The organism is Flavobacterium silvisoli (genome assembly GCF_004329815.1).
Taxonomy (GTDB): domain Bacteria; phylum Bacteroidota; class Bacteroidia; order Flavobacteriales; family Flavobacteriaceae; genus Flavobacterium; species Flavobacterium silvisoli.
In genome coordinates this window covers 204055-228940 of record NZ_SJPE01000002.1, presented here as the reverse complement: position 1 = coordinate 228940, position 24886 = coordinate 204055, and the positions used below count along the sequence as shown (strand labels likewise).

General features: G+C 40.1%; 15 protein-coding genes. 6 read left to right on the top strand and 9 right to left on the bottom strand.

All coding sequences use genetic code 11. The annotated features are described in order from the left end of the window. Positions 1–69 precede the first annotated feature (69 nt). Complete coding sequence (locus EZL74_RS03345; protein ID WP_131475172.1) at positions 70–4872, top strand: T9SS sorting signal type C domain-containing protein; 4803 nt, start codon at positions 70–72, stop codon at positions 4870–4872. Between the two features lie 38 nt (positions 4873–4910). On the opposite strand, the gene EZL74_RS03340 is transcribed toward EZL74_RS03345, so the two are convergent. The 4 genes from EZL74_RS03340 to EZL74_RS03325 all read right to left on the bottom strand — a co-directional run bounded on the left by EZL74_RS03340 (position 4911) and on the right by EZL74_RS03325 (position 8530). Continuing rightward, positions 4911–5771 carry a cupin-like domain-containing protein gene (locus EZL74_RS03340; RefSeq protein ID WP_131475171.1) on the bottom strand — a complete coding sequence of 287 codons (861 nt, stop codon included), beginning with the start codon at positions 5769–5771 and terminating at the stop codon, positions 4911–4913. A gap of 100 nt (positions 5772–5871) precedes the next feature. After that, positions 5872–6957 (bottom strand): biotin synthase BioB, encoded by a 1086-nt coding sequence (gene bioB / locus EZL74_RS03335; protein ID WP_131475170.1) that lies wholly within the window; start codon positions 6955–6957, stop codon positions 5872–5874. A 73-nt stretch (positions 6958–7030) separates the two neighbouring features. Beyond that, positions 7031–7471, bottom strand: a complete 441-nt coding sequence (locus EZL74_RS03330; RefSeq protein ID WP_131475169.1) for a hypothetical protein — start codon at positions 7469–7471, stop codon at positions 7031–7033. Positions 7472–7597: 126 nt separating this feature from the next. After that, the gene (locus EZL74_RS03325; protein WP_131475168.1) at positions 7598–8530 is read right to left on the bottom strand and encodes a bifunctional riboflavin kinase/FAD synthetase; all 933 of its coding nucleotides are present in this window, start codon (positions 8528–8530) and stop codon (positions 7598–7600) included. A 576-nt stretch (positions 8531–9106) separates the two neighbouring features. On the opposite strand from EZL74_RS03325, the gene EZL74_RS03320 reads away from it, so the two are divergent. Beyond that, the gene (locus EZL74_RS03320) at positions 9107–11818 is read left to right on the top strand and encodes a zinc-dependent metalloprotease (protein WP_131475167.1); all 2712 of its coding nucleotides are present in this window, start codon (positions 9107–9109) and stop codon (positions 11816–11818) included. A gap of 131 nt (positions 11819–11949) precedes the next feature. Further along, complete coding sequence (locus EZL74_RS03315; RefSeq protein ID WP_131475166.1) at positions 11950–13212, top strand: zinc-dependent metalloprotease; 1263 nt, start codon at positions 11950–11952, stop codon at positions 13210–13212. Between the two features lie 72 nt (positions 13213–13284). Here EZL74_RS03315 and EZL74_RS03310 read toward each other — a convergent pair whose 3' ends face one another. The 4 genes from EZL74_RS03310 to EZL74_RS03295 are packed head-to-tail and all read right to left on the bottom strand — an operon-like array spanning position 13285 to position 19891. Further along, positions 13285–16758, bottom strand: a complete 3474-nt coding sequence (locus tag EZL74_RS03310; RefSeq protein ID WP_131475165.1) for an efflux RND transporter permease subunit — start codon at positions 16756–16758, stop codon at positions 13285–13287. Positions 16759–16787: 29 nt separating this feature from the next. Next, positions 16788–17927: an efflux RND transporter periplasmic adaptor subunit gene (locus EZL74_RS03305; protein ID WP_131475164.1), complete on the bottom strand. Its 1140-nt coding sequence runs from the start codon at positions 17925–17927 to the stop codon at positions 16788–16790. A 10-nt stretch (positions 17928–17937) separates the two neighbouring features. Beyond that, positions 17938–19278 carry a TolC family protein gene (locus EZL74_RS03300; protein WP_131475163.1) on the bottom strand — a complete coding sequence of 447 codons (1341 nt, stop codon included), beginning with the start codon at positions 19276–19278 and terminating at the stop codon, positions 17938–17940. 13 nt (positions 19279–19291) lie between these two features. Beyond that, positions 19292–19891, bottom strand: coding sequence for a TetR/AcrR family transcriptional regulator (locus tag EZL74_RS03295; RefSeq protein ID WP_131475162.1), 600 nt, complete (start codon positions 19889–19891; stop codon positions 19292–19294). A gap of 184 nt (positions 19892–20075) precedes the next feature. Here EZL74_RS03295 and EZL74_RS03290 point away from each other — a divergent pair, with 184 nt between their 5' ends. Together EZL74_RS03290 and EZL74_RS03285 are read left to right on the top strand one after the other, a co-directional pair. Beyond that, entirely contained in the window at positions 20076–21050 is a 975-nt protein-coding gene (locus EZL74_RS03290; protein ID WP_131475161.1) for a polyprenyl synthetase family protein, read from the top strand. 29 nt (positions 21051–21079) lie between these two features. Then, positions 21080–21430 (top strand): hypothetical protein, encoded by a 351-nt coding sequence (locus EZL74_RS03285; RefSeq protein WP_131475160.1) that lies wholly within the window; start codon positions 21080–21082, stop codon positions 21428–21430. A gap of 14 nt (positions 21431–21444) precedes the next feature. Here EZL74_RS03285 and EZL74_RS03280 read toward each other — a convergent pair whose 3' ends face one another. After that, positions 21445–21993 carry a hypothetical protein gene (locus tag EZL74_RS03280; protein WP_131475159.1) on the bottom strand — a complete coding sequence of 183 codons (549 nt, stop codon included), beginning with the start codon at positions 21991–21993 and terminating at the stop codon, positions 21445–21447. Between the two features lie 116 nt (positions 21994–22109). Between EZL74_RS03280 and EZL74_RS03275 the strand changes: the two genes are divergently transcribed. Then, positions 22110–24881 carry a 2-oxoglutarate dehydrogenase E1 component gene (locus EZL74_RS03275; protein ID WP_131475158.1) on the top strand — a complete coding sequence of 924 codons (2772 nt, stop codon included), beginning with the start codon at positions 22110–22112 and terminating at the stop codon, positions 24879–24881. The last annotated feature ends 5 nt before the right edge of the window (positions 24882–24886 follow it).

Genomic DNA, 24886 nt, shown 5'->3' with positions numbered 1-24886 from the left:
ACCTTTTTTTGCGGCGCAAAGACAGGCGTACACTTATGGTTATCAACGTACTAAATAATTCATTGTAGAATGAAACTAAAAATACTTTTTATAGCGCTTTTGATAAGTGGACTTTCTTGGGGGCAATCGATTTTTACTAATCCCATAAACGGAACTAATCCCAATGCATCAAACCCGTACACATCTGGGCAGATAGTAGATGCTAATATCACAGTGAGTGGTATTGGAAGAGGGTCAGGAATTACTGGGAGTAATGCTACAAATAGATACAATGCACAGGGGTGGAGTACTTCAACAATCGATTTGAACGATTATTATGAGTTTACTTTAACCCCAAATTCGGGGTATAAAATAGATTTTGTAAGTTTTGTTTATACCTCTCAAGTCTCGTCAGGTACACCTAGTCATGCATTCCGCTGTAGTGTTGATGGATATGCTAGCAATATTGGAACTCCAACTACAACAGGAACTACCATTTCTTTGTCTGCAGCAGCGTATCAAGGTGTAACAGGAGCAATTACATTTAGATTTTATTCGTACGGGTTGGCTGCTGCGACAACCACTTTCAGTATAAACGATTTTACTTTCAACGGAACAGTTACACCTACTTGTTCCCCTGCTACCAATCCTAACGGGAGTATAGTGCTGGCTTCAAGTACTTGTGGTTCGACTACCTTGACTTATAACGGTACGGATAAAGCCACATGTATTTGGCAAACTACTTCGTTAGGCACTGATACGGCAGGTACCCCAGCCAGTTCTGATATTACCGTTACTACATCGGGCACTTACTACATAAGAAACTATGCGGGTAGTTGTTGGTCAACTGCTGATGTTTCTTCTACTATAACGGTCAGTAAAAATCCGACTGTAACCGGTAATCCTTCGAACGCTTCTATCATTGAAACCGCTAATACCAGTTTTACGGTTACGGCTACCAATCCGGGAACGTACCAGTGGCAGGTAAGTACTGATGGCGGATCAAATTACAATAATATTACTAACGGTGGAGTATACAGCGGAGCTACTACGGCTACCTTAACCCTTACCGGAGTTCCTTTATCGATGAACGGATACATGTATAAGTGTATTGTTTTTGCCAATGTGCCTTGTGCTTTGCCTGCGGTGAGTACGGCAGCTACCTTAACCGTTGCTCCTAATGTGAACAGCAATTCTGATTTGGCAGCAGTTGCCAGTTCGGAAGCAGCCACGATTTCTACTACAGTCAATAACATCACCATAGCCAGTTCCACAGACGGCGTTAAGGTATGGGAGTTTTATGTACGCGACGGAGGAGCTAGTTTGAATGACGCAGATGCATATCCGACTATATTGAATAGTTTGACTATTACCAAAACCGTTGGAAATGCGGTGGCCAGTTGGTCGGATGCTATTTATTCGGTTGCTTTGTTTGATGGAACCGCATTTGTTGCCAGCGGTTCAGTATCGGCAACTCAAATATCATTTACCGGATTGGCCGTTTCGGTTAGTGACAATACCCAGAAAAAATTAACCCTGCGTCTTTCGTTGAAATGTCCTTTAGGGGTGGGAGCTGTAGACGGTGATGATTTCGGGTTTTCAATTGCTAAAGCCAATGTGGTTTTTTCTTCGTCGGGCTCCGGAATGTTGAGCAGTTTTACCACTATTGGTTCGGCCAACGGTTCGGATGTAATTGATGTTACCGCTACCAAATTGGCTTTTACTACTCAACCAACCGGTACGGGTATTAATAATACCATGAGTTCAGTAGTGGTAAAAGCCACTGATGCCTGTGGTAATATAGATACAGGATTTACAGGAACTGTGTCACTAACCAGTACCGGAACGATGAATGCTGTGACACCGGTAACCATGACAGCGGGTGTGGCTACTTTTTCAACTATAGTACATACTGCTACTGGTACGGGATTAACACTCACAGCTTCGGCAGCAGGTTTGACAGCAGGTACAAGTTCTAGTTTTGATATCACCACCATTACCACACTAATGCCGGGAGATATTGCCATATTGGCTTTCAATACAGATACAGTAGGAGGAGGAACCGGTTCTGATGAGGTTAGTTTTGTAACCTTTGTTGACATTACACCGGGGACCAGAATAGACATGACCGATAACGCTTATCAGAAGTGTGGAACCCCAAATGGATGGGGGATTTCAGAAGGATGGATTCGTTTTGAACGATTAAACAGCACCTTGCCTAAAGGATCAATAGTTACGATTAATGTTGGTCCAAATGGTGGTGCTCCATCGGTTTATTCGCCTGATCCTTCCAATTGGTTGTGTACGAAACCACAACCTTCCTCACAAGGTTCTTTTGATTTGAATAATGGAGGTGAGCAAATTTTTTTCATGAGTGGCGGAAACGTTGGTGGGACAAATGCAAATACCGCTACTTCTGACGGAGGCACTTATTCAGGCAATTTTTTGTATGGTTTTAATACTAAAGGAAATGTTTGGACACCAATTTGTGATAATTCTACGAACGGAGGTACTAAAAACTCGGATAAACCGAAAAACTTCGATTGTTTTCTGACTTGGCCAACCACTCAGGCAGATTTGAATAAATATACCGGGCCCATGACACCAGCCACGCAGAGAGATTGGGTTTCGCGTATCAGTGATTCTGCGAACTGGACCGGGTATGCAAACAACACGGCTTATAATGCCGGCCCTAATTTTTATGGGGCTTCAATAACGATACTTACCGGAGGATATTCTGCCGGAGTTTGGGTTGGAGATAAAAATACAGATTGGTTTGATTGTGCTAACTGGCAATCGCGAAAAGTACCTGATGCGACCGTTAATGTTAATGTTGGTGCCAACTCGGTGCAAGGTGTCGTAGTGGATGCTACCTCTGTAAATGCCAGTTCTTTTAATTTTATAGCCCAATGTAAGGATTTGGCAGTTTCAAAATACGATGTAAAAGTTGAAGGAAGTGCCAGTAACATATTGGAAATAAACGGCAACGTAACCCTTTCGTCAACCGGAGCCATAGATATGGATGACAGCAACCCGGCTACGGCTGACGGGGTGATTAAATTATATGGTAACTGGACTAATAATGTGAGCAGCGCGGCTTTTTCTGAAGGAAACGGAACGGTGCAGTTTGTGGGTTCTACTCCGCAAGTCATCAGCAGTATCGCCAATGAAGGCACCGAAGTTTTTTATAATGTCATTTTAGATAATAACTTTGATACGGCGGTTTCTAACGATTTGATTGCTTCGGGTGATTTGACTATAAAGTCAGGAAGAACCGTGAGTATTGACTCTAACGGATTCATCAAAGCGTACAAAAAATTAGACCACAGCGGCACATTAACCATAGAGGATAACGGTCAGTTTATTCAGGTAGACGAGACTGATACCAATGTTGGAACTTATAACAGTTCAACTTTTAAAGTAAAACGCTATGCTGATGTAAACCAAAGCGATTATGTGTATTGGTCATCGCCTACTACTAGTTTTGATCAAACGAATATTTTATCTAATGGAATGCGTTTTATTTGGAATACTACGTATGCCAACGCGGATACACAGGGTAATTGGAACTGGGCTTCTACCGAAGCGGGCTATCCTGCCATGACCAAAGGAAAGGGATATGCGATTGGGGTTCCTAATTCTTCACCTGCAAGGCCGGCTGCACCCACTTCACAGTTGACTACTTTTACCGGTAAGCCTAACAATGGTCAGTTTACTTTTCCGATATCCAAAGGAACCATTACGGCTGATTTTACTAATGCATCGGGAGTATATACCACCAAGTATGACGACAACTGGAACTTGGTAGGAAACCCTTATCCTTCAGCTTTAGATGCGGAGAAATTTTTACAATTGAATACAGGAGCCATTGAAGGAACGGTTTGGGTTTGGAAACACGGCCAAAAACCGGATTCGACTCAAAATCCTTTCTATGCTAATTTTGCCCAAAATTATTATTCAACCGATTATATCAAGTATAATAAAATGGGTGCTTCGGATACCAGTTTTTCGGGTAAAATTGCTTCAGGACAAGGTTTTATGGTTTGTATGGCGGAATCGTTTGCAGGTTCGAATACTACCATAACGTTTAACAACAGTATGCGAAGCGATGCTGCTTCGGTTACCAATCCGTATGCTCCTTATAATAATACTGATTTTTACAGACTGGCCGGTAATACTGCCAACAGCACGGCTGATGATTTAGGCACAGTGGAAGAAAAAAGCAGGATTTGGCTGGATATTATTAACAACCAATCTAATCAAACGGATACTACCTTGCTGGGATATTCTACTTTTTCTACTTTGGGAAGAGATCATTTTTACGATGCAATATTTGTACCGCGCAGTACTGTAGCGCTTTATTCGTTAATTGAAGGGGAGACGTTTATCATACAAGGGCGTCCGCTCCCGTTTGATAATCAGGATAGGGTTCCAATGGGTATTAACATTACTCAGACCGGAGTTCACACTATAGCCATTAAAAAGGTAGACGGAATTTTTGCTGAAGAGACACCTATTTATTTAGAAGATAAAGAGCTCAGTATCATTCATGATTTGAAACAGGCTCCTTATGTTTTTACCAGTGAAAAAGGAATATTTAACAATCGTTTTGTGTTGCGTTATACTAATGAAACGTTGGGGAATCACGATTTTGATTCTTTAGACCGCAATGTTATAGTTGTTGCTAAGAACGGTGAAATGACCATCAATTCTTATTTAGAGAACTTGGATCAGGTTACGGTTTACGACATTTTAGGCAGACAACTTTTAGATGTTAAAGGGATTGCCGGCAGTACGTTGGTTCGTTCTAACATTACTACAAGTCCGCAAACCCTATTGGTTAAAATCAGGTTGGCTGACGGCACTGTTGTTACCCGAAAAATCATACTGTAAATTATAAAAGGAAAAAAGGCTGATCATTCAGCCTTTTTTTATTGGTATTTATGGGTGTTTTCTATTGCTTTTTGGTTTTTGTACTCAATCCATTTTTGACCTTTCCATTTTCGCATGACGTTATCAAAATGGCGCATGATGAAGACATTATAGGCTGCTTTAGACAGATTGGTCACGCTGGTTGGGAAGGCTCTTAAGCTCATAGAAAATCCAGGGGTGACGTATTTCATATAATGCCAATAGCCTTCGGGCATGTAGAGCATTTCGCCGTGATTGAGGTCGGTTACCAATCCTTTTGCTTTTTTCAGGGCCGGCCATTTTTCAAAGTCGGGCTCATCAAAATCAATGTCCTCTCTTGAGATTAAGGCATGAGGGACTTTATATAAATAAGGAGTTTGGTCGGGAGCAAAGAGCATGCATCGCTTTTTTCCGTGGAAATGAAAGTGCAGGATATTGGAGTAATCGATATCGTAATGCATGAACACTTTTGAGTTCTCGCCTCCAAAAAACAGCATCGGCAATTGTTTGACCAGTTTAAGCCCAATATCGGGCCACTTGAAATCTTCTTTCAGTGCCGGAACTTCTTTCATTAAGTTGTAAAGAAAGATGCGGTAGTTGGTGGGTTTGGATTGCAGTAAATCAATATAATCTGCCATTTTCATTTCGGCATGGGCTTCATTGAAACCATCTTTATGCGAAACCGGGCGGTCATCGTATAGCGGAACGATTTTGTTTCCTGCCACCTCTTTGATGTAATTCAAATGCCATTTGTCGTAGGCCGGCCAATCAGATGTTAATTGTTCAACAACAACCGGTTTTTGTTTTTTAACGTAGTTGTTGTAAAAATCCTCTTTGCTAATTGTTTTTACGCGTTCAATTTCTGTGAGTGCTAACGCCATAGACCGTTTAATAAGTGAATGATAAAAAAAGCCTTTAGTTTGAGGCTAAAGGCAAATTTAAAAAAGGTTTCCCGAAAAGTGAAACAAGATGGTTAAAATCTTATTTCCCTTTCGTTGATGCTTCGAGGTTTCTTTCTATCGTGTGACCCGGTCTGGACCATTTTGGTTTTTCACCTAACGATTGGTAAGCGGAGTCTTCGGCTTCGACCGTTTTGGGCTGCATTATTTTTATGAATGGTTTTTGCGGGGCCAATCCCAGTGTTTCAAACATTTTCATGTCTTCGTTTACGTCGGGATTAGGCGTTGTCAACAGTTTATCTCCGGCAAAAATCGAATTGGCTCCGGCAAAGAAACACATAGCCTGTCCTTCTCGTGACATTTCCGTTCTACCGGCAGAGAGACGTACCTGAGTTTCGGGCATTACGATTCTTGTGGTGGCTACCATACGGATCATTTCCCAAATTTCTACCGGTTTTTCGTTTTCCATCGGGGTTCCTTCTACGGCTACCAATGCGTTAATTGGCACCGATTCGGGTTGTGGGTTTAACGTAGAAAGGGCCACCAACATACCTGCGCGGTCTTCGATGCTTTCTCCCATTCCGATGATTCCGCCGCTGCATACCGTAACGTTGGTTTTACGAACATTTTCTATAGTGTTCAGACGGTCTTCAAAACCGCGGGTTGAAATCACTTCTTTATAATATTCTTCAGAGGTGTCTAAATTGTGGTTGTAGGCGTACAAACCTGCTTCGGCTAAACGTTTGGCTTGGTTTTCGGTCAGCATACCTAAAGTACAACACACTTCCATGTCGAGTTTGTTGATGGTTCTTACCATTTCCAATACCTGATCAAATTCTTCACCGTCCTTTACGTTACGCCAAGCCGCACCCATACATACACGCGAAGAACCATTGGATTTAGCTCGCAATGCCTGAGCTTTTACATGGCTTACGGTCATTAAATCGTTGCCTTCAATATTGGTGTGGTAACGGGCTGCTTGTGGGCAATAGCCGCAATCTTCGGGACAACCTCCGGTTTTGATTGATAATAAAGTAGATACTTGAACTACGTTGGGGTCGTGATGTTCTCTGTGGATGGTGGCTGCTTCATAAAGCAAATCCATCAGAGGTTTGTTGTATATCGCGATAATTTCTTCTTTCGTCCAATTGTGTCTGGTAATACTCATAGTGCCATTTTTGATGCACCAAAAGTAATTAATTTGTAATTAAGTTACAATTTTATATGACAGTTAAAGGAGCTTAGTTTGCGGTTGACATTTTTTTTCTCCAAAACTGCATGGCCACAAACACTAAGATGAGTGATGAAGCAATTCCTTCAAAAAGAACTCCGATGCAATATTCGTTGGCGGTGGGTTTTCCTCCGAATAAAAATTCGCCCGAAAGCTGGTCGATATAAGCATCGCCTCCGCGCATGTAAATGTAGGTTAGCAAACCGGCTATGCTCAACAACACTCCGATGATGGCTGTGATGGCTGCAGAGAGCAGATTAGAAACATACCCTATTTTTCCTTCTTTGATGTTGGAATCGAGGGTTCGGCTGATACCATAAAAAACAAAAGCTGCATTAAGAGCTCTCAGGTACAGGATTTTTGAAAGACCTGAAAATTCCATGATAAAAAAGTAAAGTGCAATTCCGGCAAAAATCAGGATTCCGTTGGCAAGTTCTTTTGGCAGTTTCATAGCGATAGATTTTTTAAATGAATAATCAAAAAAATGCTCTATCAAATTTAAGAAAATATCTTTTATTAATGTGTCAATTTAACAAAAGGAATGAAAAATGCTTAATTTGAAGTCTGAAAAATGAAATTATTGTGATTTTTTGAAGTAGTCGAGTGCCATTTCTTTATCGGCTCCCAGCTGACTTTTGAGTGCGTCGAGGGATTCGAACTTTTGTTCGGCACGCATTCTTTTTAGGAGTATGATGGTGATTTTTTGGTTGTAGAGGTCTTTGTCAAAATCAAAAAAGTGAATTTCTATAGTTTGTGAAGTACCGTCTACAGTTGGTCTGGTGCCAATATTCATCATGCCGAAAACAGGAGCGCCATCAATATAACTTTTGGCGATGTATACTCCGTTAGCAGGAATCAGTTTGTAATCTTCTTCGATGCTGATGTTGGCTGTAGGGTAGCCAATGGTTCTACCCAATTGTTTGCCTTTGGAAACCATGCCGGTCAGTGTGTAGTCATAGCCCAGATATTCGTTGGCTAATTCTACATCGCCTTCATCCAAAGCTTTTCGGATTTTGGTGGAACTGATGGAAACCTCATTGATTTCTTTGGCCGAAATTTGTTCAACGGCAAAACCATAGGTTTCTCCAAAAACTATTAAATCGTCAATATTAGCGGTTCGGTTTCGTCCGAATCGGTGATCGTGGCCAATGATGATTTTTTTGAGTTTGAATCGGTCGACCAGTACTTCTTTGACGAATTCTTCGGCAGTCAGTCTTGAAAATTCTTTGTCAAACGGATGGATGACTAAATTGTCAATACCCAGATTTTCGAGTAAGGCTTTTTTTTCATCCAAAGTGTTGAGTTGTTTCATTTCGGTTCCTTCCTGCAATATGGTTCTGGGATGCGGAAAAAAAGTAAGTACCAAACTTTCACAATCAAGGGTGTGCGCGTTAGCGATAATTTGGTCCAGTATTTTTTTATGGCCCAAGTGTACACCGTCAAAAGTACCAATAGTAACTATGGTAGGTTTTGAGCTGTTGAAGGATGATATGGAATTGAATATTTTCAAAGGGAATCAAATTCGAGGCGAAGGTAAACTAAAGCTTTCAAAAATTCAAATTAATAAAGGACGACATGTTTAGAGGTTGTTTATTAGGAATGTTGTCGAATTTTGATAATCAATTTCTTTGATGGGTATCAATAAACCGTTTTTGGATCGTCAGGTATATAAAGAAGCAATCTTGATATTGTGTAAAAATCAGATAAAGAGATGTGTAACGTTTCAGTTCTAAAGATGTAATGGGTAGTTTTCTTATCAAATAAAAACAAGATGAAAAATGGAAATAATGGGGTTAAAAATAGTACTTGGAGCTAGGAGGCTCTGTTGAAAAATTGCTTTTTTAAGGGGGTATAAAATGCCAATTTACAGCAATTTAAGCAAAAGAGTAGGGTAAGTTCAATCAAACTTGTTATCATTAGTCATTGGTAATTGGACTACAACTGTTACATGCCGGATTTCTGAAAAATTATGAATTTTCGACTAAATGTTAAAATTATTTAGAAACCATTCAAAAAAGTTGCTTGCGACTTGTAATATGTTGAAAGATAATTATCTTTGGCTTCTTTTATTTAACCAAAAAACACCATGAAAAAAATTTTACTATTTGCTTTCATTTTCAGCATTAGTCAAGCGTTTTCACAACGAAATAACGCTTGGTCAATTCTTGGCAGTGAAGCAACGATTAAATCTGAAAAGATAAGAAATACTACTTATTCAGAAAATCAACAATTACTACAGTTCAATTTTGAGGTTATGAAGCAGGCATTGGCACAAGTTGCTGACAAAGCTTCGGGTCAGCCTGGAGTTGAAATTTTAGTGCCGAATGTTCAGGGAGAAATGGAGCGATTCTTAGTTTGGGAATCTTCTAATTTTGAGCCTGGATTACAGGCAAAATACCCTCAAATCAGAGCTTACGTGGGTAAAGGAATCACAGATCCTTCTGCAGTTTTGCACTTCAGTTTCGATCCGAAAGGAATTCAAACCATGATTTTCAGAGGAGATTCTGAGACAGAATTCATCGAGCCTTACACCAAAGACCACTCTGTTTACGTGTTGTTCGATTCTAAAACAAGAACCAAAGCAAACTTGCCGTTCAACTGTAAAACAGAAGATGTTGAGTTGAATCAGGCTTTGAATAAAACTAATTTATCAGTTCAATCGAGTGCTCAGGTTTATAAAACCATGCGTTTAGCATTGTCATGTACCGGAGAATATACCACTTATTTTGGCGGAACAGTTGAGGGTGCCTTAGCCGGTATGAATGCTTCTATGACGCGTGTTAATGGTATTTATGAAAGAGATTTGGCCGTAAAATTATTGATTATTGCCAACACTGATTCAGTTATTTTTACAGATGGCAGTACAGATCCGTATGATGACGCTGATTTAGGAACCGGTAACTCGGCTTCTAACGGGTATGTTTCTACCTGGAATGCTCAGTTACAAAGTACATTAACCTCTACACTTGGAGATTCTGCTTATGACATCGGACACTTGTTTGGTGCCTCGGGCGGAGGTGGTAATGCCGGTTGTATTGGCTGTGTTTGTGTAGCGGGTAGCAAAGGAAGCGGATTCACTTCTCCTTATGATGGTATTCCTGCAGGTGATACTTTTGATATTGATTATGTAGCTCACGAAATGGGACACCAATTAGGAGCTAATCATACGTTCAGCCATACTACCGAGAATAACTCAGTAAATGTGGAGCCGGGTAGTGGTTCAACCATCATGGGATATGCCGGTATCACCGGAAGTACAGACGTACAGGCACACTCAGATGATTATTTTGCTTATAAAAGTATCAATCAAATTCAATCCAATTTGAATTCTAAAACTTGTCCTATTTCGTATAATTCCTCTTCAAATCCGGCATTTACCAATGTAAAACCTACCGTAAGTGCAGGGCCTGATTATTCAATTCCTATCGGAACCGCTTTTAAACTAACCGGAACCGCTTCCGATTCACCTAATGAGGTTTTAACTTATTGTTGGGAGCAAAATGATGACGCCAGTTTGTCATCATCGTTAGGGTCAACAGGTTCTTTCCCATCGCCTACCAAAACAAACGGACCTAATTTCAGATCCAGAAAACCCGTATTGACCAATGTTAGATATATGCCACAATTGAGTGATGTATTGGCGGGGAACTTGACTACTACTTGGGAAACAGTTTCAACAGTGTCCCGAACTCTTAACTTTGCTTTGACTGTTAGAGATAATGTACTGTTTGGTGGTCAAACCAATACAGACGCTATGGTGGTAACCGTTAATGCAAATGCAGGTCCATTTGTGGTGACATCTCAAAATACCACGGGAATCAACTGGCCACAAGGCAGCTCTCAGACAATTACTTGGAACGTAGCCAACACCACTATTTTAACAGGTTCTGCCAATGTAAACATTAAGTTGTCTACAGATGGTGGTTTAAACTACGATACTGTTTTAGCCAGTAATACTCCTAATGATGGTTCTGAAACCATCACAGTACCTAATATAAGTGCCTTAAACTGTAGAATTTTGATTGAGCCAACGGCCAATATCTATTGTGCAGTTAATTCAAAAGCGTTCAGTATAGGAGCTAATTGCTACACCTATTCAACTACGCCAAATGCTGCTATCGCCGATGCTACGGCATCTAATACAGCAGGCGCTGTAACGACATCTGTTATCAATGTACCGGATAATATTACCATCAGTAACATGAAGATAAACCTTAAAATCAATCACGCTAGAATCGGAGATTTAGTGGTTAAAATTTCTCACCCGGACGGAACAACCAGAACTTTGTGGAACAGAACTTGTAACAGTGCTACATATGCCGGTATTGACATCACTTTTGCTGATGGAACCGGTTCGATTTCTTGTGCCAGTCCGGCTACCGGAACCCATAATGCTTCACAATCTGCATCAGCTTTAGCAGGATATAATGGTAAAACTTCTCAAGGGAACTGGACTTTAACAGTTACAGACAATAATCCTAATAACACAGGAACTCTTGTTTCATGGGGATTAGATTTTGGTTGTACCTTGGCTAACAATACTTATGAAATTTCAGATTTGGCAATTTACCCGAATCCGAATAAAGGAAATTTCAATATACAGTTCAGCAATGCTGCTTCAAATGATATCAAAGTTAATGTGTTTGATATGAGCGGTAGAAAAATATTCGAAAACAATTATTCGAGTCAGGCTACTTTTAACGAAAACATTCAGTTAAACAATGCTGCAGCCGGAGTTTACTTAGTTAGTGTTACTGACGGTACCCGAAAAATGGTTAAACGTATAATTGTTGAGTAAAATATCTGACAATTAAATAGTTGTGAATAATGAGGTGCTTTTTAAGTACCTCATTATTTGTAATTAATAATTTGATATTCTGTACATTTGTTTAAATTTGAACCCTTTAAAATAAAAATAACACCTTAAAAATGAAATTAAAAGTACTTTTTGTATTACTCGTTTTTCAAATGAGTTTCGCACAGCACAGAACCTGTGGTACCCCGGCTTTGATGCAACAAATAATGGCTGATCCGCAATTGAGACAACTACACTTGGAGAATCAGGCCAAATTTGAAGTGGAATTGCAAAAGCAGACCTTAAACAAAAACAGCAACACCACCAACAGTACTAATGCTCTAATCACTATACCGGTAGCCGTTCACTTCCCGTCGGCCGGTTCTGCATCAGCGACTGTAAAAACCTGTTTGAGAAACTTCGCTCAAACCCAAATCAATATTTTAAATGCCGATTACAACGCTGCTAATGCTGACATTGTAAACTGGGCTAATGATGCACCATTTTATCCGATGGTAACCAGTGTAGGAAACCTGAATGTTAAGTTTGTATTGGCTACACAAAATCACCCGGCAGGAACTGGCATAGCTGAAGGAACTGTAGCCGTAACATTTGGAACCGATTTCCTTTCTAATGCAGATTCTGATTCTACTTGGGCCGGTTATTTAAATTTAGTTTGTAGAAATATCAATGGAGGTATCCTTGGATATTCTCCTCTGGGAGGTTCTCCGTCGGCTGGTCAAACCGTTGTTATTGATAATAATGCTTTTGGATCGGGTAGCGGATGCACCGGTTATGTACCGGGAGCGCCTTACAACTTAGGAAGAACATTGACTCATGAATTGGGACACTTTTTTAATTTAGATCATACTTTTAACACCGGAACTTGTAGTTCTACTTCGTGTACGAACCAAGGCGATAAGATTTGTGATACCCCTCAGGTTGCGCAAGAGTCGTATGATTGTCCCGTAGCAGGACAAGTTATGGGATGTACCTCTGGAGAATATGCTTTGACCATGAACTATATGGACTACGTAAATGATGCCTGTATGTACATGTTCACTTTAGGTCAGGAAAACAGAATGAGAGCTTATTACAATGCTATAGCTTCTCAGTTTAAAACTAACGTATTGGCTAATACCCAGTTTGTTGAAAATACTTTTAGTTTGTATCCAAATCCGAACAAAGGAAGTTTTACTATTGAGTTTAAAGAATTGACAGGAAGTTATTCCGTTGAAGTATTTGATGTAACCGGAAAAACGGTTTACGAGAATAATTACGACCAATCGGCCGGTTTAATTCAAACTATTGATTTACAAAATACTTCTACCGGTGTTTACTTTATCAATGTTAAAACAGAAAGTGGATTGATAACTAAAAAATTGATTATCCAATAATTTTTTTAGTCCTAAATAAAAAAAGCGCCGTCTGATTCAGACGGCGCTTTTTTTTAATATAGAGTGCGATTGTTACGCTGCTATTCTTTTGCCTCTCCAGTCTCTTAACCCATATTTTACTCGTTTTACCAAGTAGAACATTACCGGTACCATTACCAGAGTCAAAATGGTTGCATAGGTCAATCCGAAAATAATGGTCCAGGCCAATGGCGACCAGAAAATGACATTATCTCCTCCCATGTACAGGTGCGGATTTAAATCGGTAACCAATCCGAAGAAGTCAAAGTTCAATCCGATGGCCAATGGAATCAATCCCAATACGGCGGTTAAGGCTGTTAACAATACCGGGCGTAAACGCGATTTTCCACTTTCGATAATTACTTCTTTGATTTCGTCTAAACTTAAATCATCATGGCTCTCTACTCCTTTTTCGGCTACTTTTTTATCTAAAAGCAACACAAAGAAGTCCATCAATACAATACCGTTTTTCACTACAATTCCCGCCAGCGATATAATTCCCATCATGGTCATCAAGACTACGAAATCCATACCGGCAATAACATAACCGTAGAACACCCCACTGAAACTCAACAATACGGTAAACAGGATAACCATGGTTTTAGAAACCGAATTAAATTGCAGTACAATGATGATGGTGATTCCGGCCAAAGCCAAAAACAACGCGTACATCAGGAAACTTTGGTTTTTCCCTTGTTCTTCCTGTACACCCGAGAAGGAATAAGTGATGCCTTTTGGCAATTCGTAACCTTTTAATTCGGCTGCAATTTGTTTGGTGATTTCGTCGCCGTTATATCCGGTTAATACATTAGAATACACGGTCATGATGCGTTTGTATCCTTTGCGTTTGATTTGGTTGTAGGTATATGTTTTTTCGGTTTTAGAAACAGCCGAAATTGGAACCTGCATGATTTGACCGGTATTCTGATTTCTGAACGTCAGCGATTGGTTGAAAAGGATGTTTTCATTTTTGCGCTGATCATCCTGCATACGCACTACAATGTTGTAATCGTCATCGCCTTCTTTGAAGGTAGAAATTTCCTGACCATAAACCGAACGGCGTAAATTGAATCCTAATTGTCCGGTGGAAACTCCGGCACTACCGGCATTCACACGATCTACTTTTACTTCGAGTTCCGGACTTTCTTTATTCACATCTACGTTGAGTTTTTCGATACCCGGAATGTTTTTACTGTCAATAAAAGCAATCATTTTACTGGCCTCTTTCAGCATCACATCGTAATCTGCTCCTGCAGCTCCGGTTAATTGAATACTGATAGGATAACCGGCAGGGGGTCCGTTTGAATCTTTTTCAACGGTAACTTTGGCCCCCGGAATTCCTTTTACTTTGGCTCTGATTTCTTCTAATACATCCGAAGTGTTTACTCCTCTTCTGAATTTAAATTCCGTAAAATTGACGGTCACTTTTCCTTTAAAAGGAGTTTCCGAAGCGGAACCCGCATCGACATTAGGGTTACCGGCACCTACTCCCACCTGAGAAACGATACTTTCTGCCAGGAAGTTAGTGTTGGTTTTTGGATCGATGTATTTCTTTAAAATAGAAATGACCTGTTTTTCTACAAAAAGGGTAGCCTTGTTGGTTTTTTCAATATCGGTTCCTTGCGGATATTCGATATAGGTAATCACCTGTTTCGGGATGTTATCGGGGAAGAATAATACTTTTCTCGGGAAAATACCCAACAGTATGAACGATAAAAACAACATTCCGATGATACTTCCCAAAGCAATCCAGGCATTTCTACCGGCTAATATTTTGGCTAAAAAGCGTTTGTATTTTTCTTCCATACGAGGGAAGAAACTGTGTTGGAAATCTTGTGTCCATTGGTACAATTTCAGTTTGTATAACCACATTAACGCTAAAGCTATGATGGCTAAGTGACCAATGGCACGCGCTAATTTTGAACCTTCTCCCACGTTGCCAATGATGACGAACAGTACCCCAATAATCACAAAAATAATGGTGTACATTTTGGCTGATTTGGTCGTTACGTTTCGGTCTTCAATATCCATTGAGCCTCCGGTCATGGCCGCGTTTACAATCATCGCCACAAAAAGTGAAGCTCCCAAGGTAACCGAAAGCGTCATAGGGAAATAAATCATGAATTTACCCATAGTACCCGGCCATAAAGCAAAGGGTAAGAATGCCATCAAAGTGGTAGCGGTAGATGAAATTACCGGCCAGGCAATTTCACCAATTCCGATTTTAGAGGCCTGTAATCGCGGCATGCCTTTTTTCATATTGGCAAATACGTTGTCAACGACCACAATTCCGTCGTCTACCAGCATACCCAGACCCATTACCAATCCGAATAATACCATAGTGTTGAGGGTCATTCCAAAGGCAGAAAGTATGGTAAATGCCATTAACATCGATAGCGGAATGGCAGCTCCTACAAACAGGGAGTTACGCAATCCCATGGTAAACATCAATACAATCATTACCAGTACAATCCCAAAGATGATGTGGTTGGATAATTCATCAACCTGGTGTTCTACCCGCGAAGATTGGTCGTTGGTTAGCGCTAGTTTCAAATCTTTTGGCAAATAATCAGCTTTTGCCAATTCGATTTTTTCTTTCACCTGCTCAATGGCAGAAATCATGTTTTGTCCTGAACGTTTTTTCACGTTTAACATGACTACTTCAGTCCCTTTTTCGCGGGCGTAGGTTGTTTTTTCTTTTTCTTTAAACGAAACAGTAGCGATGTCTTTCAGGTATACTGAACCACCATGCGATTTTACAATCACATTCTCCAGTTCTTTGGGTTCTTTGATTTCTCCAACGATACGAATGTTGTTGCGTGATCCCTGCGAAATTAAATTTCCTCCCGAAAGCGTCATGTTTTCATATTTTACGGCATTTTGTATGTCGTCAAACGAAACCTGAGCTGCTGTCATTTTGAATATATCTACAGCAATTTCCACTTCTTTGTCGTCAACTCCCAAGATGTCCACTTTCTTCACTTCAGGGATTTCCTCTATGTCGTCCTGTAGTTTTTCGCCGTATTTTTTCAGCTGTTGGGTGGTGTAGTTTCCTTGTAAATTGATGTTGAGAATCGGCACTTCTTCCGAAATGTTTAGTTCAAATACACTCGGCTCTACTTTACTGCCGTTATCCAGGTTGGGCCAATCGGTGTCGGCTTTTACCACATCTACTTTGTCCTTGATTTTAGTTTTGGCTTCTTCAATTCCTACTTTATCGCCAAATTCAACCACAATCATTCCGTAATCCTGAAAAGAACTGGCGGTAACTTTTTCAACTCCGCTGATATTTTTGATTTCTTTTTCGAGCGGCTTGATGATTAATTTTTCGACGTCTTCGGCTGAATTACCCGGGAAAACCGAAGAGATGTATACTTTGTTTTCGATGATTTCCGGGAAATCTTCACGCGGCATGGTCACATAGGCAATCAGCCCCGTTATGACAATCAGTAAGGTGAAGATGTAAACCGTGACTCTGTTGTCTACGGCCCAGCTCGATATGCTGAATTCTTTACTTTGGTGACTCATTTTGTCTATTTTGTTATGAGGTTAGCTTTTTAGAAATTAAGTTTCATGCCTTCAGAAATGTTGTTCACTCCTTCGGTTACGACGATGTCATCCGCTGATAAACCACTCAGAATTTCGGTTACATTGTCGGAAGATTTTCCAAGACTCACAATCACTTTTTTGGCGGTTCCGGTTTTTCCGTTGCTGCCTTCTACCGTGTATACAAAATGATCGCCGTTTCCGTCTTCCTGTATTACATTGGTAGGAACCACTATAGCGTTCTTGTTTACATAATCGGTGATTTTAAGTTTGGCCACTTGGTTCGGACGCAATAAATTTTCCGGATTCGGGATGCTTACTTCAATTCCGAAACTTCTGTTATTCGGGTTGATGAAGTTACCTACCTGACGTACCTTTCCTTTGTAAGTTTTACCCAAAGAAGTTAGGAACACATCAACTACAGTACCCACTTTTAATTTACCGATATAGGTTTCCGGGATGGTCGTTGACACATACATGTTGCCTAAGTTTACGATACGCATCAAGCCCTGAGCACTTGGTGCTACTACCTGTCCTTTTTCTACAAATACTTCATCAATAGTTCCGGTGAAAGGAGCACGGATGACGGTTTTGGCCAATTGCGCTTTTATTTGCGCCACTGCTTTTTGAGCCGAAATCATTTGGGTTTGTGCCTGAAGGTATTGAATTTCAGAACCGATTTTTTTGTCCCAAAGATTTTTTTGTCTTTCAAAGGTGGTTTTGGCTAATGCATACTGATTTTCGGCACTTGCCAGCTGTTGGCTCATACCGGCATCATCTACACGGCCTAAAACTTGTCCTTTGGTTACACGGTCACCTGCTTTAACAGTTAAAGATGTCAATGTTCCGCTGAATTCCGGTTGAACCAAAATGTTTTCTTTGGTGTTTACACTTCCTTGTATGTCAAGATAATGAGTAAAAAGTGTGTCTTTTACCGTTGTTACCGAAACTAATGCTTCTTCTTTTTTAACGTCTAAAGTAGCCAAAGCAGCTTCAATTTTGGTTATGTCACCTTGCAGAGCCGCTTTCTTTTCCTGTAGGGCCTTTACATTTTTGGCACTGATTAAAGCATCAATGCTGTTCTTTTTCTCTGCATTGGAACACGACAGTAAAAAAGAAGAAATTGCGAATAGGGTTATGATTTTTCTCATTTGTAATAGATTAGTTTTTATTGATGATTTTTTCTAAAGTTGCTTTTTTGTTGATGATGTTTACCATGGATTGCAGGTAGTTTTGCTGTGCGGTGTACAATTGACGTTGTGCTTCACTAAAGTCAAAACTTGATGATAATCCCTCAGTAAATTTGATTTGTTGTTTGCGTTCAATGCGTTCGGCCAAACTTAAATTGCTTTTGGAAGTCGCATATTCTTCGATACTGAATTCAAAATCACTTTTGGCTTTTTCATACTGCAGTTTCAGTTGCTGTTCTGTAGCCGTTAGTTGAGTCTTGGCTTGATCCAAAGCTATTTTGGCTTGTTGTGTTCGGGCACTTCTGCCAAAACTGCTGAAGATGGGAACATTCAAGCTAATTCCGAGATTTGAATAATTGAGCCATTTTTGGTTTTGGGTAAAAAAGGCAAACTGGTTGTTGAAGGCATTGTATCCAAAGTTAACACTGGCTGCTAATGAAGGCAGAGCTTTGCTTCTTTGTAATTTCAGTTCTAATGATTTTTGTTCCTGAAAATTACTTGCCATTTGATAGTTGATGTTATTGGTTACTGCAAAATCGCCTTGACCAAATGCCAAATCCAAATTAGAAACGGAAAGCGTATCTAATTTATCGGTAAGTTTTACCTCGGAGTTGATGTCGATTCCCAATGTATATTTCAGCATTTTGTTGGCTACTTCCAATAATCTTCGGGTATTGTTCAGGTTACTGTTGATGGTGGCCAGAGTAATCTGAAGCTGTTCTACATTTTCTTCCTCAATCAAACCATTTTTGTAGGTTTCCTGAGTATCTGCCAGTGTTTTTGACAAAGTAGCTTTGTTTTTTTCCAAAATAGCGATGCTTTCCTCAGCCAATAGTACATTGCCGTATGCATTGATTACCATTTCTCTGATTTCAGAACTGGTTTTCACTTTGGCATTTTCGTAGTATTTCAAATAGGTTTTAGAAGCCTGAAGTGCTACTATATAAGAACCGTCAAAAATTAACTGGCTCAGATTGGCGTGCGCATTCATGTTGTGTTTGGTTCCAAAGGCTACCTCGGCGAATTCCCCCGGGTTTCCGCCAAAGAATTCGGCCGGAATCAACGATTTTTGCAATTCAAAATTGTTTTGGTAATCTAAACCGGCATTGATTTGCGGTAATCCCGAAGCGGTGGTTTCCCACTTTTTTTGTTTGGCAGCTTCAATATCTCTGTTGGCATTGATGGCCGAGTAATTGTGCTGCACCGCATGATCAATGGCTTGTTGCAAACTGAACGAGTAGCTTTGCGGTTTTTCCTGAGCCTTTAAGAGACCAGCGAACAGGAGTAGGGTTAATACAAATTTGTGTTTCATAGATTGATGATTATTATTGGTTATTGTTTTTAAGTAATTGTTTCTCTAATTCTATCAAACCTGCCGGTGTGGCTATGGCCCTTGTATGGTACTCTAATGCTTTGGCTTCGAGTTCGTAGGCATCTTTCTCCATCATGGTGTTTTCATTGATGGCAAAAATCAGCATGTAATAAAATTTTACGGCAGCTTCTACGTCGGTTTCTTTACGATATAGGCCTTCTGAAATTCCTTTTTCGATGTTTTGGCGAAAAATCGCATTACAGTCTTCAACTTTATTTGCTATCATTTTGTAGTAAATCTCAGGATAATGTTTTTTGAGCTGGAAAGCCGGTGAGTTATCGAAAGATTGGAACATTTGTTTGAACATTTCACGCATTTCAAAATTTTCGGCTATGGCACTGTGATTTTGTGCAACCACTTTGTTCATCATAGCATGAATATTTTGCTGAACGACTTCTGTGCCTTCTTCTATTAGTTTTTCTTTGTTGCTGAAGTATTTGTAAATTGTCTTTTTTGAAATGCACATTTCACAAGCAATATCGTCCATAGTAACGCTTTTAAAGCCAAGCTTTAAAAACATATCCGTTGCTTTTTTTATAATTTTATCTTTCATGGTATTCTTAAGTATTATTTCAAAATGGGAGTTGGGGGGGATTCTCTGAATTTGAGGGCAAATGTAAAATGGAAACTTTTAACACTAAAATAGTTTCCGAAGTATTAACGTAAATTTAACATTTGAAAGAAAGACGCTTTTGTAATGCGGGCAGAATAGTTTAAATTAGCCAAAAATAATTTTCATGCGTGCCGTTTCCGATTATCAGGATATTATTTCCTCACACTTTAAAACGTTAATCCTTCAAAAAGAACCTACTAATCTGTACGAACCCATTCGTTATATTCTCTCGCTGGGCGGGAAAAGACTGAGACCGGTTTTGACCCTGATGGCTGCGGAAGTTTTTGATGGTAATTGTCAAGAGGCATTAGCTGCAGCCACTGCGGTAGAGGTGTTTCATAATTTTTCGCTCATTCACGATGATATTATGGATGCTGCCCCACTCAGAAGAGGCCATGAAACGGTACATGAAAAATGGAATGTCAACACGGGTATACTCTCGGGCGATGCCATGCTGATACTGGCTTATCAGTATTTTGAAAGTTATGAGCCTTCGGTCTTCAGAGAGTTGGCAAAGTTGTTCAGTAAAACGGCTTTAGAAGTTTGTGAAGGGCAACAATACGATGTTGATTTCGAAACCCGAGATGATGTTACCATACCCGAATATTTGAAAATGATTGAATACAAAACGGCGGTTTTGGTGGGAGCTGCAATGAAAATGGGTGCTATTGTGGCGCAAACTTCGGAGGAAAATGCGAATTCAATATACGATTTCGGATTGAACTTAGGCATTGCGTTCCAATTGCAGGACGATTATCTGGATGCTTTCGGCAATCCTGAGACGTTCGGAAAACAAGTAGGAGGTGATATCATTGAAAATAAAAAGACATATCTGTATTTAAAAGCCATGGAGTTTGCTACCAATGATGTAAAAGAACAACTCCTGCATTTGTTTTCGATACAACCCAATGACAATACCGATAAAATTGCTTCGGTAAAAGAAATTTTCAATCAAACCGGAGCTTCCGAAGCCACCCGACAGACCATCGAAGAGTATACTTTTAAAGCATTTACTATGTTGGAGAAAATGAACATTAGCCAAGATAAAAAAGATATTCTGAAAGCGTTTGGAGATAAATTAATGAGTAGAAACGTGTAATACCATAACCCTATCAGGGTTTTAAAAATATGTACAACCCACCAGCAAATACCGATCATTTACTCTCAGAGGCCGAGAAAGAAAACCTGTATTCAAAACTGATTGAACAACTCAATAAGGACTTCAATTTTGCCAATGAAGCAGTCGATTTTCCGCAGAGTACTACGCCTTATGAATTAAAAGTACAGTTACATGAAAAAATCTATCGTTTGATTCAGTACAAATATACCGAATTGCTCAATTTGCTTTACATTATAGATGTCCCGGAAGAAAACATCAAACAACTGCAAGGGGCTGATGCGGCTGAACTTTCTGAACAAATTGCCTTTTTAATTCTGAGAAGGGAATGGATGAAGGTTTGGTTTAGAAACCGTTATTAGGTTGTTTTCGTCTCTTAGAAATAAACCCTGATGAACGGCATAAAAGCACTGCCGTAAATGTCTTTGTTTTTGTCGAACAGCACATTAAATCGTGCGCCAATGGTTACGTTGTCGGCACGATAACCTCCCCCTACATAAAGTCCCGTGTTCCAAAAACTCTTTTTGATATTGTTGTAGAGGTCAGTGTAGGTGTTGTTTACATGAATCTCTTCCAATTCCAACGAAAGCTGAATTTCTTCAATTGGATTAAAAAGACCTATAATATTGCCGCCTACTATATTGGAATTGTAAAAATTGCGTTGTTTTAAATGACTGTACTGCAGCCCTAATCCCAAGGCAAAATAATCGTCAAAATTGTATATCGCACTGGGAGCAATCGTGATGTCGGTATAATCTTTACTGGTACTTATCCCAAATCCGCCTCCAAATTGAACGTGGTCCCAAAAATCATCGGTCTGGGCTTTAGGTAATGGTTTTTCCTGTGCCAAAACAGTATTTGAAAATCCCAAAAATAACAGTAAACCCAAAAAAGCAATATAAAATTTTGCAACATTCTTTTTCATCAGGAGCAGAGCGTTAAAATAGCGTTATAAATGTACTAAAAACATTGAAAGATTATTACAAATGTCATACTTTTGCAACTGATTTTTTAACACACCCATTATTTACTCATAAGATCATGGATAGGTTTTCCTTTTTAAACGCAGCACACACCGAATTTTTTGCCGATTTATACGAACAATACCTTCAAAGTCCCGATAGCGTAGAGCCAAGTTGGAGAGCCTTTTTTCAAGGCTTTGACTTTGGTATGACTACCTATAACGAAGAACAAGCCGGAACACAAATTGTAGCCGCCTTAAACAACGATCAGGATTGTAGTGTTGTTTCGGACAAATTGCAAAAAGAATTTAATGTACTAAGATTAATTGACGGCTACAGAACCCGTGGTCATTTATTCACTCAAACCAATCCGGTGCGTGACCGAAGAGTCTATGAGCCTAATCTGGATATTCAAAACTTCGGATTGAGTTCAGCCGATTTGGATACGGTATTTGATGCGGCTAAAATTTTAGGAAAACAACCCAGCACTTTAAAGCAAATTCTTGAGGTGTTACAGCGCATGTATTGCCAACATATCGGCATTGAATACATGCACATGGAAAACCCCATTTATGTCAATTGGGTGCAGGAAAGATTGAATAGAAACGACAATCAGCCTGTCTTTGATGCCGAGCAAAAGAAACGCATTTTAGCCAAGCTGAATGAGGCGGTTTCTTTTGAGAACTTTTTACACACTAAATATGTGGGTCAAAAGCGTTTCTCCCTAGAAGGAGGTGAAAGTATCATTCCGGCCTTAGACGCCTTGATTGAAAATGCTGCCGAAAAAGGAGTTGAGCATTTCGTGATGGGAATGGCGCACCGTGGTCGTTTGAACACCTTAGCCAACATTTTCGGCAAAGCAACCCAAGACATTTTCTCCGAATTTGACGGAAAAGACTACGATAAAGAATATTTCGACGGGGATGTAAAATACCACTTAGGATTAACCTCGGAAAGAAAAACCCAATCCGGAAAAAAAATCAACATCAACCTGGCACCGAACCCTTCGCATCTGGAAACTGTTGGCGCCGTGATTGAAGGAATTACAAGAGCCAAACAAGACAAGTATTTTCCTAATGATTTCTCAAAAGTATTGCCTATCGCCGTTCACGGTGATGCGGCTGTAGCCGGACAAGGTATCGTTTACGAAATCATACAAATGGCACAATTAGACGGATACAAAACCGGAGGAACCATCCATATTGTCATCAACAACCAGGTTGGATTTACCACCAATTATCTGGATGCCCGTTCGTCTACTTATTGTACCGATATTGCCAAAGTGACCCTGTCTCCGGTATTGCACGTGAATGCCGATGATGCCGAAGCTGTGGTTCACGCGATGTTGTTCGCCTTAGATTTCCGCATGCAGTTCGGAAGAGATGTATTCATCGATTTATTAGGCTATAGAAAATACGGTCACAACGAAGGCGATGAACCTCGTTTCACCCAGCCGTTACTCTACAAATTGATTGCTCGTCACAAAAATCCGAGAGATATTTATGCCGAAAAATTAATCACAGCCGGTATCGTTGATGCTGCGTATGTTACCAAAATAGAAAACGAGTACAAAGCCAAGTTGGATGAAAATCTTCAAGCTTCTCGTAAAAAAGATTTGACCATCATCAAGCCGTTTATGCAAGATGAATGGGAAGGATTTGTTCAGGTTTCCGATGACGAAATGCTGAAGAAAGTCGACACCAAATTCGACCAAAAGAAATTAAATGCCATTCTGGAAACCATTTCCACCTTACCGGCCGACAAAAAATTCATCAGTAAGATTACCAAAATCGTTACGGATAGAAAAACCATGTATGACAACGACACTATCGATTGGGGAACGGCAGAAGCCTTGGCTTACGGTTCGTTACTAACCGAAGGCTACGATGTTCGTTTGTCAGGACAAGACGTAGAAAGAGGTACCTTCTCGCACCGTCACGCCGTTGTGAAGGTAGAAGACAGTGAGGAAGAAGTAATTTTATTGAATGCCTTAAAAGACAAAAAAGGAAAGTTCAACGTATTCAATTCGTTCCTTTCTGAATATGGCGTTTTAGGATTTGATTATGGGTATGCCTTAGCCAATCCGAATGCCTTAACCATTTGGGAAGCCCAGTTCGGAGATTTCTCTAACGGAGCTCAAATTATGATCGACCAATACATTTCATGTGGGGAAGACAAATGGAACAACCAAAACGGTATCGTATTATTATTGCCTCACGGGTATGAAGGGCAAGGAGCAGAGCACTCCTCAGCCCGTATGGAACGTTACCTACAATTGTGTGCCAAACACAATATGTACGTAGCTGATTGTACCACTCCGGCTAACTTCTTCCACTTGTTGCGTCGTCAGATGAAAACTAAATTCCGCAAACCATTGGTGGTATTTTCGCCAAAAAGTTTGCTGCGTCACCCATCATGCGTGTCTACCCGTGAAGAATTGTACAATGGTCAATTCCAGGAAGTAATCGATGACGCGACCATCGACAAGAAAAAAGTAAAAACCGTAGTGTTCTGTACCGGAAAATTCTATTACGATATTTTAGCCGAGAGAGAAAACTTAGGCAGAAATGACGTAGCTTTGGTACGCATTGAGCAGTTGTTTCCGTTACCGACAGCACAATTAAAAGAAGCGATTGCGAGTTACCCTAATGCCGACGATTTCGTTTGGGCACAGGAAGAACCAAAAAACATGGGCGCTTACAGTTATATGTTGATGAATTTTGACTTGGTGCCATGGCGATTAGCTTCGTTAAAAGCTTACGCTGCTCCGGCCGCCGGAAGTCATACAAGAGACAGAAGAAGACACGCCGATGCCATCAGAATGGTATTCGACAAGAATTTATTTAGATAATTAGG